Source organism: Lactobacillus colini (assembly GCF_017874575.1).
Classification (GTDB): Bacteria; Bacillota; Bacilli; order Lactobacillales; family Lactobacillaceae; genus Lactobacillus; species Lactobacillus colini.
The window spans coordinates 1-13,447 of record NZ_JAGGLU010000021.1 but is presented as its reverse complement, the minus strand read 5'-3'; the positions used below and the strand labels follow the sequence as shown (position 1 = coordinate 13,447).

Sequence of the window (13,447 nt, the reverse complement as noted above, 5' to 3'; positions counted from 1 at the left end):
AGCGCTTCATCTTACTTTTATTTTAAGTAAAAATAAAAGTGCTAGGCAATTATTCCGTCGAATAACTACCTAACACTAAGTTAGTATGTTTTTTTTATGTCGCCACTTGTGGCGCCATAGGGGAAGCGTTTAGTTGTGTCAGTAAACCTACAAGCGGTAACGGCTTTAATTAAGTAGTAAGGGTTTTGTTAGGGTAGTTTGTCATAAACCGCCGTTCATGTTTGTTGAATTTAAAATTGCTGCATTGGTTGATATACAAGTATTTATAGAATTTTTAAAATTTTCGATTTCTGAACTTTTCTGTTAAAAATCTTTGGTCGCTTTTAAATATTCAAAATGTTTTGATAATGTATTGAAATTGTGAGGTTTACTTGAATTTTAATAATTAGACTCTTTCGACGAAAATTATTCAACTGGTGGCAAAAAAACAATATGCTTTAACTTATGCTTTTTGTTTATTTTTACATTTGTTCAGCAATAAAATAAATAAGTTAGCAATGAGGATTAATGATGACGCGTGCTTGTATACTCATAAGATTCAACAAAAAATCTTGCAAGTAAAGTAATAGATCATTTATAAGTTCATATAAGCCGTTTTAAGGCTTTTTTATTTTGAGCTAGTAAAGTTTACCTAAATATGTTTTTAAAGTGGCTGAATGTAAGTATTTTTTATATACAAGCGCATTAAGTAATAACTATTTTATTTAATATAAAGTGTATATCAGAATTTAATCTTTTTTTGTGATTGCAATTTCTTTAGTATCATGTTGCAGAAACTCACACTTTAACTCGCACTTAGTTAATTGGTTGTAATCCCTTGACAGACAAGGCGTTTAAGCTGTTTTTAGAAACTGTGAGCTAACTGTGAGTTTTTACAAAAAAGTCATGATTGTATTAATCATGACTAGAAAATTATTTATTTTAAAAAGACCGCAAAAAGCCTATATATCAAACCTTATAGTTACATGGTGGCACTTACTGAGGCACTTACAAGAAATGAATAGAATCGTTGATATATCAATTCTTTTAGTGGTTTTTGACACATGGCACTTAATTTTAAAAAAAGAAACTCTATATATAAGCGTTTTTTGAAAATCTTTTTTAAAAAAATAGGCTATTTACTGCCACCAATGAGCCTAAACGTTGATATATCAAGGGGTTAGAGCAACTAGAGAAAGTGCCACTTTACTGCCACCAAGTGCCACATAAATATATTTAAATAACATAATATCATTTTATTATTATTTATTATATTAATATTTATAAGATAATATATAACTGTAATTTTCAAGAAAATAAAACATAAGAGAAAGTGCCATCAAAGTGCCACCAACAAAAAAATGCAACCTTTTTAGAGGTTGCAATTTCTTTAACTTACTATTTTTTATAATGGTCTGCAGGGTGCATTCTAGAAATATTAGTTATTATCTTTACATTAAAATAATAAACCCTACCATTCCTGGTTTTATGTATAGTTTGTTTTAGCTTTTTGTTGTCCCGTAAATCTTTAGCAAAATTTCTTGAATTAGTAGGCTTGTACCCATTAAGTTCACAATAGTTACAGTATGCGTTATATATTTCTGTTCTGTCTGTCTGCTCGTTGGAACTTCTAACAGTATTTTCTTCTAGAAAAGCGCCTATAGGATCGTTGAGCCCTAACCATTCATCACGGGCTTTTTTAATGCTACTTGTAGTCGTGAACTTCTTTCTTTTTATAGCTTTTTTTGTCGCTTGTATGCATTTATATATAAAAGCTGGTGTTTCTTCTTTAACTTTTTGAAAATCTATAACATTATCAAAATTTTCAATTTTATTGAATGGTATAACAATAGAACGTCTTCTCATTCCATTTGTATTATCATTAAAGGCAGGTAGGTTGTTAGTACCGAAAAGCATCTTAGCGTTATTAGTAAAAATAATGTCGCCTTTACCTTTAACACTTGCATTAATCCTATCGCCACCAGTTAACATTTTAAGGCGTGCGGTGTCGTTAATTGGTACTTCTGAGTTTTCGGCATGAGCGTTAAGGTATTTACCTTGTAACTCTGATAATTTAAATTCACTTATGTTTTTACCTGCTATATCAACAAGGCTTATTGACGATACATTATCATTACCAACAGCAGGAACAAGCCACTGGTTTATAAACGTACTTTTACCGTCGTTGCCCTTACTCTTTAGGATAATAAAAGCATTTATAGGAGAATAGCTACCATAAAAAATATAGCCTATAAATTCCATCATAGTCTTATAATTTTCTTGAAAGCTTAGCTTAAACCACTTATCTAACATAGGTGTTTCAACACTCTTAGTGTTTAAATTAACACCGCTTGTACTTGTAAAGAAGTACTTTCTAGAATGCGGTTCTAACTTCATAGTTTGCCAATTAAAAACCCCATTTTTAAAGTTGAATTTTTGAATGTTGGGCTTATAAATAGTATCTTTGGTAAAAACCCTTTTAGCGTGTGATTGGATATATTGCACGGCTTCCTTTTCTCTCTTAGCCGTCCATGCGCCCTTAATTGCATCTAATTCTTTACCTACTAGTTGATTTATATAATTCGCTGGCGCTTCAATCCAATAGCCTAACTCATCACCAGAATAATAGAATATGCTTTCTTTAGTGCCATTTACCATATACAAAAAATCATTTTTGTTAATTATGGTTTTGCCTAAAAGTGGAATATTAACATGAGTTATTTGGTTTTCATCTATAAACCACCAATTTGGGCTAGCAGGCAAAAACGATTTGTTGCCATACTGTTTTAAAATTCTTTCTAATTTATCCATTGTGCTTATTCTGCTTTCTCATTTCTTTATAAAAAATGCTGGTAAAGATTTGGTTTACTTCTTTCAAGGGTAGAGGTTCAACAAAATTAGAATTAGCAAAATTTGTGTATTGATAGGCGGTTTTAGTTGTTATACCAGATACAAGCAATTTACCGACTATATGGGTTAAATAAGTATTTCTTTGACCTTTAACTTGTGGTGTAACCATTTCTTCGAGTAAGTTAGCCATATAGCTTTTAGGGCTTGAATTATTAGGACTGGCAAAGTTGCTAAATATTTTATATTTTTGCGGTGTAAGCTGTTTTTGCAGCATATTAATTAACTCAATTGGTGGCTTAGTAATAGTTTTAACGTTGGGCTTCCATACATAAGGTATTCCATTTCTAGTAGTGGGTGGAATAATTGAAATACTGTTCTTGTCAGCTTGTAAATCAATACCGGGAAAAACACCCGCTAAACTTTTATTAGGCTTACCATCTATTTTTTTATAGTAAAAATGAATACCGCCACTAGGTGTTAGAGCTGTTAAAGTTTCAGGTAGCAAAATATCATTAAAGTATTTTCTTAATGATTTAGTCCCGTCTATTTTGGTTGTCCCACTATGTTGCGGGGTATCAATATCAATACAAAAGAAATCAGTTGTTTTAATTGCTATACCGTAATTAGGGTATTCAGTCCATAATTCACGTATTTCATCGATAGTTAAAGGTTCTTGGTTAGCGTGCTTTATTGCTGGTCTTTTAGTATCAGGAATTATAGGAACAACAGAGAAGCCATTTTTAGCTAATTGTATAGCTGCATTTAGATTATTATTCATTGCTGTTAACCTCGCTTAAAGTAAAGGGATGCACAACCCGTGGCATCCCTCTTATTAATATTTTATTTAGTCTTCTTTATCTTTTTGATAATCTTCTGCTATTGCAATTTGATTAGCAAGCTGTGCAAGTTCACGCCATATAAATGAAACGGGTTCAACTTGCCCATCAGTTTTAATTATTGTGTTTTCACTTAATGCGTCTTGTGATAATTCTTCGAATTGTTCCATTTTTTTATCTAAGTAAGAAGCAATATCAACGCCTTTAAGCCCCTTATTATCATCGTTTTTGTCTAATTCTGATAATTTTTCAATCACGGGAAGTACTTCATTGAAGCTATTAGCAATCTTAAATAGTTCGTTACTTAAAAATATTATTCCCTCGGGTTTTGTATAACTGTCTTCTGCAATTAGAGCTAGACCGCTTAAAAATGAGCTGCAAGCGGCTAGTTTGTCCCTGTTTTCGCTTAATATATCTAGTGCTTGAATTAATTCCATTGTTGTAACCTTATTTCTTGATTTACTTATATTTTTTGATCTGTTCTAATATCTTTCTTGCATTCTTAATTTGATGTGGTGAGCTATTAGGGTTGTAAATAACTTGATTGCAAGCCATTTTTAAACCCTGTACGTCGATTAGTACTCGACCATCTTTAACAGAAAAGTTTTCATTTGGAATTGTCATAAATGCAGGATTTTCAAGCTTGAATTTTTCAATTGGATTAGCCGTATTAAAGCTAATCTTTTCAAATAACCCCATTTTAAAACCTTTGGTTGTGGGGTTGCCGTTTTCGTCTATAGCTTGCTTTTTAACCATCATTTTGTATAAATCTTGTTTAGTGATGTCTTTTTCGCCACGTTGTAACAACAAGTTATAAGCTTGTTCTATTAATGGTGGATAGATAATTTTCATTGCCGGTTGTCCTTTCTTTAATGAAATATGCTTGTCCTATTTTTGACCGTCGTGGACTATTCGTATATAATCAACGTGAAAATATATTTTGTCTGAATATTTTCGTTTAGCCTTCTACTAGCCTAATAGTAGGGGCTTTTTTGTTTGTTCTTTTGATTTTAACCAATTGGTTATGCTTTCTTTGCCGTAAAGTTTATAGCCATCTATAACGGCTACTGGCATCCCCAATGTAGCCCATTTTGATAGAGTGGCAGGGGCTACATCAAAATATTTTGATGCTTCTGTCTTATTGAGATAAGGCTTGTTAAACTCAATTTTGTTTATTCTATTCATGAGTGCATCAATTTTATTAGTTATCTCTAATTCTTGTTGCTTGTCTAGTTTAAGTTCTAGTTCCATTTATTTCACCTTCTTTCTAAGTGGTGGTGCTTCAAGTAAAGAAATACCAAAAGTATCTTGAAAGCCTTTAGCTAATCCGTTAAGTGTGTTTGTCATGTGCTTTCTAGCACTATTTAAACCGTTAACGGTTTGATTAAATTCTTCCATTGTCGTAATCATGTAATAACCGCTATAAGGTTGTTTATGTGATGAACCTATTAAATAGCCTTTATTCCTTGAAGATTTAACTAAACTAACAATTGTACGCTTATCAACGCCAATGATAATAGCTAATTCTTTGGCATTTTTAGCGTGTTCTTTACCTTCGTGCAGGGCTGCGATTAACCTCTTTTCATTTAAAGTAAGTGGTTTTCTATTTGTTTTCATAATTCACCTCTTAAAATTTCTTTGTTAAACTGTTGGTGTATTTTTGGGTTACCTCAATTAATGAAGCTAATTCGCTAACTTCGTCTATGCTTGGAGTACTACTTAGTTCATCAGCTAAGTGGCTGATAGCTTTTAGCGCAGAGTTAACTCTAATTAAAGAGCATTCTAAATCATTTTTATCCAATGTTTAACTCTCTTTCTAGCATCCCTTATTGTGGATGCTTTTATTTTGCTTTCGACAATTTGTCGATAATCTAACGTAACGTTTCGTTACTTTAGGTAGGTGTAACAATTCGTTCCGCCCATCTATTTAATTGTTGTGTATTGGTCAATAATCCAATTATTCAATTTTTCAAACGTTGGTTTATTAACCTTACGTTGTCCACGCTTAATAATGTTGCTTAAAGTGTGGCGGTCAACATTAATTTCATTAGCTAGTTGAGTAATTGAATAATCAAGCAGCCCACGTTGCTTTTTTATAGCAATAATTTGTTCTTGCGTTAATTGCATTTGCTTCACCTTCTTTTTTATGTTTCAAAGTCCACCTTTGTGGTTATAATTATAATATCTACTTTTGTGGCTAAAATCAAGTGGAAAATACACAAATATGGCGAAAAATGTTAATATTTATAAATAAATGGAGGTGAAAAAATGAACAATAGAATTAAGCAAGAACGAATAAGTAAGGGACTAACACAAGCAGAATTAGCTAAAAAGACAGGAATAAGCAAACAGTCAATTAGTTATTATGAAATTGGCAAAAGACAGCCAAAAATAGAAGCTTGGCAAAAACTAGCTAACTTTTTTGGTGTGTCTATTCCTTACTTACAAGGCTTAGAGCCTAATTATGAAGAAATTACCGTTAAAACTTGGCAGGAATTAGCTAATGTTTTGAATGGCTTTTATTTTAGCCCTAATGGAGGAATTGAGGCATCTAACCAAGTTAGAGACTATATTAACAAGTATTTAAATTTAGCTAATATTAAGGAAAAGCCCAAAAAAGATAGCAACAATGTGGGATACTGGCATAAATACTTTAGCTTTTTGCTGTTTGATAATCCTGCAGTTAGTAAATTAAATTATAAAGCTTATAACAAGAATAAAGATTTTAGTAAACAAGTTGAAAGCCGATATAAAACTTTTATGTCAAATGTGATGTTTGACAAATTGAGTAGAGAAATTAGCTCTAAGTTCACAACAGATATAGGAGAATTTTATGAATATGAATATCATCGTAAAATATTCAACGTTACTGAAACTTTAAATAGAAAAATTAGATTTACTAAAAGTAAAGACGCAGCTAAAAACACGTTGTACAAGTATTTTGATGAGTTAAATAGTTACAGAGATAAGTTTTTAAATGATTTAAACAATGGCAAGTTTGATAAATTTATACTTAAACGCAATGAAATGTTAGCCGAGGAAAAGAGTTTTAATAACAAAATAAAAGAAGATATTATTAAGATTCTTTCAAAATTTTCACAAGAAAAACTTGATAAATTGCGTATTGATGATGTAGTAGATTTATTAAAAGAAGAAGGGTGTATAACAGAGGAACAAGAAGAAATTTTTGATTTAGATAGAGTTGTTTATGATGCATTACTTGAAATGAAAGATAAAAGTGACACCGTCTAAGCCTAGAATTATGTTTATTCCATCCTTTAACGTGGTTCTAGTCTCTTTTTATAGTGTAAAAATTGCGTGCATCCCTTATAGCTAATATGTAACTTCATAGTGCATATAAAAAACGACTACCCTAGATGTAGAGTAGTCGTAAAAAAAATTAAATTAAATTTGATGTTGTCATTCTAAATCGATGTGAATGATTTAGATTTATAAAAGATGTTTATATAAATATCCTTGCTTGTCCTATTTTTGACCGTCGTGGACTGATAAGAGGTAAAAAATGAATATCAATCACAACGACAACAAGGAAATCAAAGAATATACAACGCCGAGTGGCGCTTTACGTTATAAGTTTACCATTTATCTCGGAAAAGATGAACTAACTGGCGTTACTAACCAGATCAGAAAACAAGGTTTTAAAAGCTATGAAGATGCTTTAAATAAATATAATTTTTACAAGAAGAAATTAGATCAAGGTCTTTATACTGGCATGGAAAATAAAAATCATAGGTTTAGTGAAATCTATGAAATGTGGTTAAAGGTCTACAAGCCTACTGTTAGAGAAAACACATACTTTAAAACGTTTAATTTCTTTAAAAATCATATCTTAAAAGAGATAGGTAATTTTTATATTGAGAAATTGAACGTAATTAAAGCCCAACAGTTAATTAATAAGTGGTTTGCTACTAATAGATATAGCACAGCTTGTACAATGGTTCACCACACTAAAAGAGTTTTTGGTTATTGCCTGGCTTTAGATTTAGTAGAAATCAACCCATTTGAAAGGGTAATCACACCAGCCCAAACGAAAAAAATAAAGAAATTTGATGATTATTATTCTGTTGAAGAGCTAGAAACATTTTTAAAATGTGCATACAAGAAAAGATTTAAATGGTATGTAGCATTTGAAATATTAGCACATACAGGGATGCGAGTCGGGGAACTTCTGGCGCTTAATTGGTCAGACGTAAGTTTTGAAGATAAAACTATTAGCATCAGTAAAACTATATCAGTTGGAGAACATAACAAACTATTGATTAATGACCCTAAAACCTATAGCGGTAATAGGATAATTGGCATAGACAATACATTAGAAAGGGTATTAAAAGACTGGCGTAAAAAGCAACGTGAATTACTATTTATGCGTGGTGAAAATCCACTAGATAGTAAGCAATTGGTGTTGTCGAACCATAATAATGGACTGATGAGAATCAATGTTTTAAATTATTGGAACATAACTATTTGTAAAGAATACAATTTAAGACACATAAAGATACACGGCTTTAGACATACTTACGCCTCTTTAATGTTTAAAGATGGAGCTAAGCCCGTTGAAGTTAAAACCCAATTGGGACATAGATCAATTATTACAACTTTGAATGTATATACTCACATTAACAAGGAACAAAACACAAAAATAGCTGAGCGTTTCGACAACATTGTTAACTTTTAAAAGTGCTAAAAAGTGATTTAAGAACAATATTAGGAGCAATATTTAAAAAAAGCAAAAATAAAGTGTCTTAGCCCCTGATATAATAAGATTTAAAATATTTTTAGCACTTCCCTTGCATAGAGTGCTAAAATCTAGTATTATATTAACTGTTAGCACATAGGAAGCTTGAGTGCTAATAAAGGGGCGATAATTAATGTTGACTGAGCGGCAAGAGCTGATACTTAAAACTATAATTCAGGATTTCACGACAAGTCATGAGCCTGTTGGCTCTAAGACCGTGATGAATCAACTGCCAATTAAAGTTTCGAGTGCAACTATCAGAAATGAGATGGCGGCCTTGGAAGAGAAGGGCCTTTTAGAGAAGACACACTCATCAAGCGGTAGAATACCATCAAGTGCTGGTTATCGTTATTATCTTGATAATTTAGTTGATCCCGTTAAAATACCTAATTCAGTTTATAATCGAATTATTTATCAACTGGACCAGCCATTTAATCAAGTTAATGAGATTGTACAAGAAGCGGCCAAGATACTGTCGGATTTGACTAATTATACTGCTTTTGCGGCAAGTCCTGAAACTTACGATGCTTTAATTACTGGTTTTAGAATTGTTCCGCTTTCTGAACATCAGGTGATGGCAATTCTTGTTACTGATGATGGAAATGTTAAGAATCAGGTCTATACTTTATCCCATCATTCCAATGGTGAAGAAATCGAAAAGGCTGTTAGACTAATAAATGATCAGTTAACTGGCAAGCCATTAAGTAGTGTAAGTAGTGATTTACTACATAAAATTGCTAACCATTTACTATCACGCGGTTCTGCTGTTGAAATTCTTGACTTACTTCAAGATGTGGTTAAAGATGCTGCAAGTGAACAAATGTATGTAGATGGACAGATCAATCTCTTAAATGACTATCATCATAATGATGTAGCTAAGATTAAGTCATTATATGAAATGTTTGATCAAAGCGATGAAATATATCGGCTAATTGGTTTAGTTCCTAAGCAAGAATCTGATGATAAGAAAAAAGGTAAAGTACAAGTAACCTTGGGACCTGATCTTCCATCAGACCTTTTAAAAAATTACAGCTTATTAACAGCTCAATATAGCGTTGGTAAGTATGGAAAGGGAACTATCGCACTCTTAGGTCCAACTAATATGCCATACTCGCAAATGATTGGGTTACTTGACTACTTTAGGAATGAATTAGCAAGAAAGTTACTTGATTATTACGGTAGGTTTAGATAAAGGAGGCTAGCTGTGAGTAAAGAAGAATTTCCTCATGAAAAAGATTTAAAAAATGAGGTTACTCCAGATAAAGCAGAAAAAAAGAAAACTGCTGATAAAAAAACAGTTGAAGCTGAAGCTTCTAAGTCAGAACAAGTAGATAAAGTTAAAAAATTAAAAGAAGAATTTGATAATTTATCTGCTAAGAATAAAGAACTAGAGGACAAATATCTTCGAAGTGAAGCTGAGATTCAAAATATGCAAACTCGTTATGCAAAAGAGCGTGCACAATTAATTAAGTATGAATCTCAAAGCTTGGCTAAGGATGTTTTGCCAGCAATGGATAACTTGGAAAGAGCTTTAGCTGTAAAAGCTGATGATGAGGCTTCAAAACAATTACAAAAAGGCGTACAGATGACCCTGGATGCCTTAGTAAAAGCGATGGGTGATCATGGTATTACTGAAATTGAAGCTGAAGGTCAGAAATTTGATCCTAATGTCCATCAAGCTGTTCAAACTGTTGAAGCCGACGCAGATCATGAAAAGGACCAAGTAGTTCAAGTTTTACAAAAAGGTTATAAATATAAAGATAGAACATTAAGACCAGCAATGGTTATTGTAGCTCAATAAAGAAAGGAAGCTCACAAATATGTCAAAAGTTATCGGTATCGACTTAGGTACAACTAACTCTGCAGTTGCTGTACTTGAAGGTAAAGAACCTAAAATAATCACTAACCCTGAAGGTGGTCGTACCACTCCTTCAGTAGTTGCTTTTAAGAATGGTGAAATTCAAGTTGGTGAAGTTGCCAAGCGTCAAGCTATCACTAACCCTAATACTATTGTTTCCATCAAGCGCCACATGGGTGAATCAGATTACAAGGTTAAAGTAGATGGAAAAGAATATACTCCTCAAGAAATTTCAGCAATGATTTTGCAATATATTAAGAAGTTTTCTGAAGATTATTTAGGCGAACCAGTTAATGATGCAGTTATTACTGTGCCAGCTTACTTTAATGATGCACAACGTCAAGCAACTAAGGATGCTGGTAAGATTGCTGGCTTAAATGTTCAAAGAATCATTAACGAACCAACTGCTTCATCTTTGGCATACGGCTTAGATAAAGATGAAGATGATGAAAAGGTCTTAGTATATGACCTTGGTGGTGGTACATTTGATGTTTCTGTACTTCAATTAGGTGATGGTGTCTTCCAGGTATTATCAACTAATGGTGATACTCACCTTGGTGGTGACGACTTTGACAATGCAATTATTGATTGGCTTGTTAAGAACTTTAAAGATGATAATGGCATTGACTTATCTAAAGATAAGATGGCTATGCAGCGTTTAAAGGATGCAGCAGAAAAGGCTAAGAAGGACTTATCTGGTGTAAGTTCTACTCATATTTCACTTCCGTTTATTTCAGCTGGTGAATCTGGCCCATTACACCTTGAGGCAGATTTAACTCGTGCACAATTTGATGCATTGACCAGTGATTTAGTTGAAAAGACTAAAATTCCATTTGACAATGCCTTAAAAGATGCTGGCTTAACTGTTGCTGATATTGACAAAGTTATCTTAAACGGTGGTTCTACCCGTATTCCAGCTGTTCAAGAAGCAGTTAAAAAGTGGTCTGGTAAAGAACCTGATCACTCAATCAACCCTGATGAAGCTGTTGCCTTAGGTGCAGCAATTCAAGGTGGTGTTATTTCAGGTGATGTTAAAGATATTGTCTTGCTTGATGTAACTCCATTATCACTCGGTATTGAAACTATGGGTGGTGTCTTCACTAAATTAATTGATAGAAACACAACTATCCCAACTTCAAAGAGCCAAATCTTCTCAACTGCTGCTGATAATCAACCAGCTGTTGATGTTCACGTTCTTCAAGGTGAACGCCCAATGGCTGCAGATGATAAGACACTTGGACGTTTTGAATTAACTGATATTCCACCTGCACCACGTGGTGTTCCTCAAATTCAAGTTACTTTCGATATTGATAAAAATGGTATTGTAAATGTATCTGCTAAGGATATGGGGACAGGTAAGGAACAAAAGATTACAATCAAGAGTTCATCCGGTCTTTCTGATGAAGAAATTAAGAAGATGCAAAAAGATGCTGAAGAGCATGCTGAAGAAGACAAGAAGAGAAAAGAAGAAGTTGATCTTCGTAATGAAGTAGATCAATTAATCTTTACCACTGAAAAGACCTTGAAGGAAACTAAGGGTAAAGTCCCAGAAACTGAAACTCAAAATGTTCAAAATGCTCTTGATGCTTTGAAGAAGGCACAAAAAGATAATAATCTTGACGAAATGAAGGAAAAGAAAGAAGCTTTATCTAAAGCCGCTCAAGATTTAGCTGTTAAGCTTTACCAACAAAATGGAGGAGCTCAAGGTGCAGCAGGCCAAGCAGGTCCTCAACCAAATGGTGGTCAACCTAACGATGGTTCTTCAAATAATGACTCAGATGGTTCAACTGTCGATGGTGATTTCAAAAAGGTAGACCCAGATAAGTAAAGTAGTTATAATAGATTAAAAAGAAAAGAACTGCGTTATTGTAGTTCTTTTCTTTTCTAAATTAAAGGAGTTTGCAAAATGGCGCAACGCGATTACTATGAAGTACTGGGTGTTGATAAGAATGCAAGTGACGCTGATATAAGTAAGGCATATCGTAAACTTGCTAAAAAGTATCATCCCGATTTGAACCATGAACCTGGTGCTGAAGAGAAGTATAAGGAAGTTAATGAAGCATACGAAGTGCTTCATGATCAGCAAAAACGTGCACAATATGATCAATTTGGTCAAGCTGGTGTAAATGGTCAAGGTGGCTTTGGTGGTGCCGGAGGAGCTGGTCAATATAGTGATTTTAGCGGATTCGGTGGCTTTAGCGATATCTTCAATGATATTTTTGGTCAAGGCGGTGGTCGTCAGCGCGTAGATCCAACGGCTCCTCAAAGAGGGCAAGATCTTGACTACACGATGACAATTGATTTCATGGATGCTATCAAGGGAAAAGAAACGGATATTACTTACACTAGAAATGAAGTATGTTCTACTTGTAATGGATCTGGAACAGAAAAAGGCACACATCCAATAACTTGTGATAAGTGCCATGGTAGTGGTGTCATGATGATTACTCGTCAAACTCCATTTGGTGTTATGCAACAACAGACCACTTGTGACAAGTGTCAAGGTCGTGGTGTGATAATTGAACACCCTTGTCAAACTTGTCATGGTCAAGGCGTAGTTGAAAAGAAGCAGACTTTACAAGTAAAAGTTCCAGCTGGTATTGACAATGGTCAACAAATTCGCTTAAGTGGTCAGGGTGAAGCTGGTAAAAATGGCGGTGCTTACGGTGATTTGTACATTGTATTTAGAATCCGTCCAAGTAAGGAATTTACTAGGAGAGGAACTACCATTTATTCTGAAGTACCTATTTCTTTTGCTCAAGCAACTTTAGGGGATCAAATACAGATAAACACTGTGCATGGCAAAGTATCTTTGAAGATTCCAGCAGGTACACAGCCTAATACTCGCTTTAAACTTCGTGGCCAAGGTGTTCCTAAGCTTAATGGTGACGGAAATGGCGATCAAGAAGTTACTGTCAATATCCGTATTCCTAAAAAAATTAATGATAAACAAAAGGAAGCCTTAGTAGATTTCGTTAAAGCAGGTGGAGGTAATATAAGTCCACAGGAGAAGAACTTTTTTGAACGATTAAAGGATAAATTAAGTTAAATATTGTACCTAATGTACTGAGCCGCAAAAGTTGGACAAAAATTTAATCTAAGATGCTAAGGCTTGATTTCGATATTCTATCGGAGTCAGGCCTTTTAGTCTGTCTTTTATTCTTTCAT

At 33.4% G+C, this 13,447-nt stretch carries 15 protein-coding genes; 6 read left to right on the top strand and 9 right to left on the bottom strand.

Annotated elements, in window-relative coordinates:
- Positions 1 to 1,377: 1,377 nt before the first annotated feature.
- The 8 genes from J2Z60_RS10565 to J2Z60_RS10530 form a co-directional block, all read right to left on the bottom strand.
- Positions 1,378 to 2,790 carry a DNA primase family protein gene (locus tag J2Z60_RS10565; protein ID WP_209687668.1) on the bottom strand — a complete coding sequence of 471 codons (1,413 nt, stop codon included), beginning with the start codon at positions 2,788 to 2,790 and terminating at the stop codon, positions 1,378 to 1,380.
- Positions 2,783 to 3,607, bottom strand: coding sequence for a bifunctional DNA primase/polymerase (locus J2Z60_RS10560; RefSeq protein ID WP_209687667.1), 825 nt, complete (start codon positions 3,605 to 3,607; stop codon positions 2,783 to 2,785). The genes J2Z60_RS10565 and J2Z60_RS10560 overlap by 8 nt, the downstream gene beginning before the upstream one ends.
- Positions 3,608 to 3,673: 66 nt before the next feature.
- A complete protein-coding gene (locus J2Z60_RS10555; RefSeq protein WP_209687666.1) occupies positions 3,674 to 4,102 on the bottom strand; it encodes a hypothetical protein in 429 nt (142 codons plus the stop codon).
- 22 nt (positions 4,103 to 4,124) lie between these two features.
- The gene (locus J2Z60_RS10550) at positions 4,125 to 4,517 is read right to left on the bottom strand and encodes a hypothetical protein (RefSeq protein ID WP_209687665.1); all 393 of its coding nucleotides are present in this window, start codon (positions 4,515 to 4,517) and stop codon (positions 4,125 to 4,127) included.
- 117 nt (positions 4,518 to 4,634) lie between these two features.
- Entirely contained in the window at positions 4,635 to 4,916 is a 282-nt protein-coding gene (locus J2Z60_RS10545; protein ID WP_209687664.1) for a DNA-binding protein, read from the bottom strand.
- The gene (locus J2Z60_RS10540; protein WP_209687663.1) at positions 4,917 to 5,282 is read right to left on the bottom strand and encodes a hypothetical protein; all 366 of its coding nucleotides are present in this window, start codon (positions 5,280 to 5,282) and stop codon (positions 4,917 to 4,919) included. It lies immediately after the preceding gene.
- 10 nt (positions 5,283 to 5,292) lie between these two features.
- On the bottom strand, positions 5,293 to 5,466 hold the full coding sequence (locus J2Z60_RS10535) for a hypothetical protein (RefSeq protein ID WP_209687662.1): 174 nt from the start codon (positions 5,464 to 5,466) through the stop codon (positions 5,293 to 5,295).
- 122 nt (positions 5,467 to 5,588) lie between these two features.
- The gene (locus tag J2Z60_RS10530) at positions 5,589 to 5,792 is read right to left on the bottom strand and encodes a helix-turn-helix domain-containing protein (RefSeq protein WP_209687661.1); all 204 of its coding nucleotides are present in this window, start codon (positions 5,790 to 5,792) and stop codon (positions 5,589 to 5,591) included.
- 141 nt (positions 5,793 to 5,933) lie between these two features.
- On the opposite strand from J2Z60_RS10530, the gene J2Z60_RS10525 reads away from it, so the two are divergent.
- From J2Z60_RS10525 to dnaJ, 6 genes are all read left to right on the top strand, one after another.
- Entirely contained in the window at positions 5,934 to 6,917 is a 984-nt protein-coding gene (locus J2Z60_RS10525) for a helix-turn-helix domain-containing protein (RefSeq protein ID WP_209687660.1), read from the top strand.
- Positions 6,918 to 7,188: 271 nt separating this feature from the next.
- On the top strand, positions 7,189 to 8,361 hold the full coding sequence (locus tag J2Z60_RS10520) for a tyrosine-type recombinase/integrase (RefSeq protein WP_209687659.1): 1,173 nt from the start codon (positions 7,189 to 7,191) through the stop codon (positions 8,359 to 8,361).
- Positions 8,362 to 8,554: 193 nt separating this feature from the next.
- Positions 8,555 to 9,613, top strand: coding sequence for a heat-inducible transcriptional repressor HrcA (hrcA, locus tag J2Z60_RS10515; RefSeq protein ID WP_209687658.1), 1,059 nt, complete (start codon positions 8,555 to 8,557; stop codon positions 9,611 to 9,613).
- Between the two features lie 12 nt (positions 9,614 to 9,625).
- On the top strand, positions 9,626 to 10,222 hold the full coding sequence (gene grpE / locus J2Z60_RS10510; protein WP_209687657.1) for a nucleotide exchange factor GrpE: 597 nt from the start codon (positions 9,626 to 9,628) through the stop codon (positions 10,220 to 10,222).
- Positions 10,223 to 10,241: 19 nt separating this feature from the next.
- Positions 10,242 to 12,107 (top strand): molecular chaperone DnaK, encoded by a 1,866-nt coding sequence (gene dnaK, locus J2Z60_RS10505; protein WP_209687656.1) that lies wholly within the window; start codon positions 10,242 to 10,244, stop codon positions 12,105 to 12,107.
- A gap of 78 nt (positions 12,108 to 12,185) precedes the next feature.
- Positions 12,186 to 13,328 carry a molecular chaperone DnaJ gene (dnaJ, locus tag J2Z60_RS10500; protein ID WP_209687655.1) on the top strand — a complete coding sequence of 381 codons (1,143 nt, stop codon included), beginning with the start codon at positions 12,186 to 12,188 and terminating at the stop codon, positions 13,326 to 13,328.
- Positions 13,329 to 13,376: 48 nt separating this feature from the next.
- Here the strand turns inward: dnaJ and J2Z60_RS11100 are convergent, their stop codons facing one another.
- A complete protein-coding gene (locus J2Z60_RS11100; protein ID WP_209687669.1) occupies positions 13,377 to 13,439 on the bottom strand; it encodes an IS3 family transposase in 63 nt (20 codons plus the stop codon).
- Positions 13,440 to 13,447 lie beyond the last annotated feature (8 nt).

What these genes read in the sequence shown, in the direction of transcription:
- J2Z60_RS10540 (WP_209687663.1), bottom strand. Translation starts at nt 5,282, where the DNA reads ATGAAAACAAATAGAAAACCACTTACTTTAAATGAAAAGAGGTTAATC.
- J2Z60_RS10555 (WP_209687666.1), bottom strand. Translation starts at nt 4,102, where the DNA reads ATGGAATTAATTCAAGCACTAGATATATTAAGCGAAAACAGGGACAAA.
- J2Z60_RS10565 (WP_209687668.1), bottom strand. Translation starts at nt 2,790, where the DNA reads ATGGATAAATTAGAAAGAATTTTAAAACAGTATGGCAACAAATCGTTT.
- J2Z60_RS10530 (WP_209687661.1), bottom strand. Translation starts at nt 5,792, where the DNA reads ATGCAATTAACGCAAGAACAAATTATTGCTATAAAAAAGCAACGTGGG.
- dnaJ (WP_209687655.1), top strand. Translation starts at nt 12,186, where the DNA reads ATGGCGCAACGCGATTACTATGAAGTACTGGGTGTTGATAAGAATGCA.
- J2Z60_RS10520 (WP_209687659.1), top strand. Translation starts at nt 7,189, where the DNA reads ATGAATATCAATCACAACGACAACAAGGAAATCAAAGAATATACAACG.
- J2Z60_RS10560 (WP_209687667.1), bottom strand. Translation starts at nt 3,607, where the DNA reads ATGAATAATAATCTAAATGCAGCTATACAATTAGCTAAAAATGGCTTC.
- hrcA (WP_209687658.1), top strand. Translation starts at nt 8,555, where the DNA reads ATGTTGACTGAGCGGCAAGAGCTGATACTTAAAACTATAATTCAGGAT.
- J2Z60_RS10525 (WP_209687660.1), top strand. Translation starts at nt 5,934, where the DNA reads ATGAACAATAGAATTAAGCAAGAACGAATAAGTAAGGGACTAACACAA.
- dnaK (WP_209687656.1), top strand. Translation starts at nt 10,242, where the DNA reads ATGTCAAAAGTTATCGGTATCGACTTAGGTACAACTAACTCTGCAGTT.
- J2Z60_RS10545 (WP_209687664.1), bottom strand. Translation starts at nt 4,916, where the DNA reads ATGGAACTAGAACTTAAACTAGACAAGCAACAAGAATTAGAGATAACT.
- J2Z60_RS10550 (WP_209687665.1), bottom strand. Translation starts at nt 4,517, where the DNA reads ATGAAAATTATCTATCCACCATTAATAGAACAAGCTTATAACTTGTTG.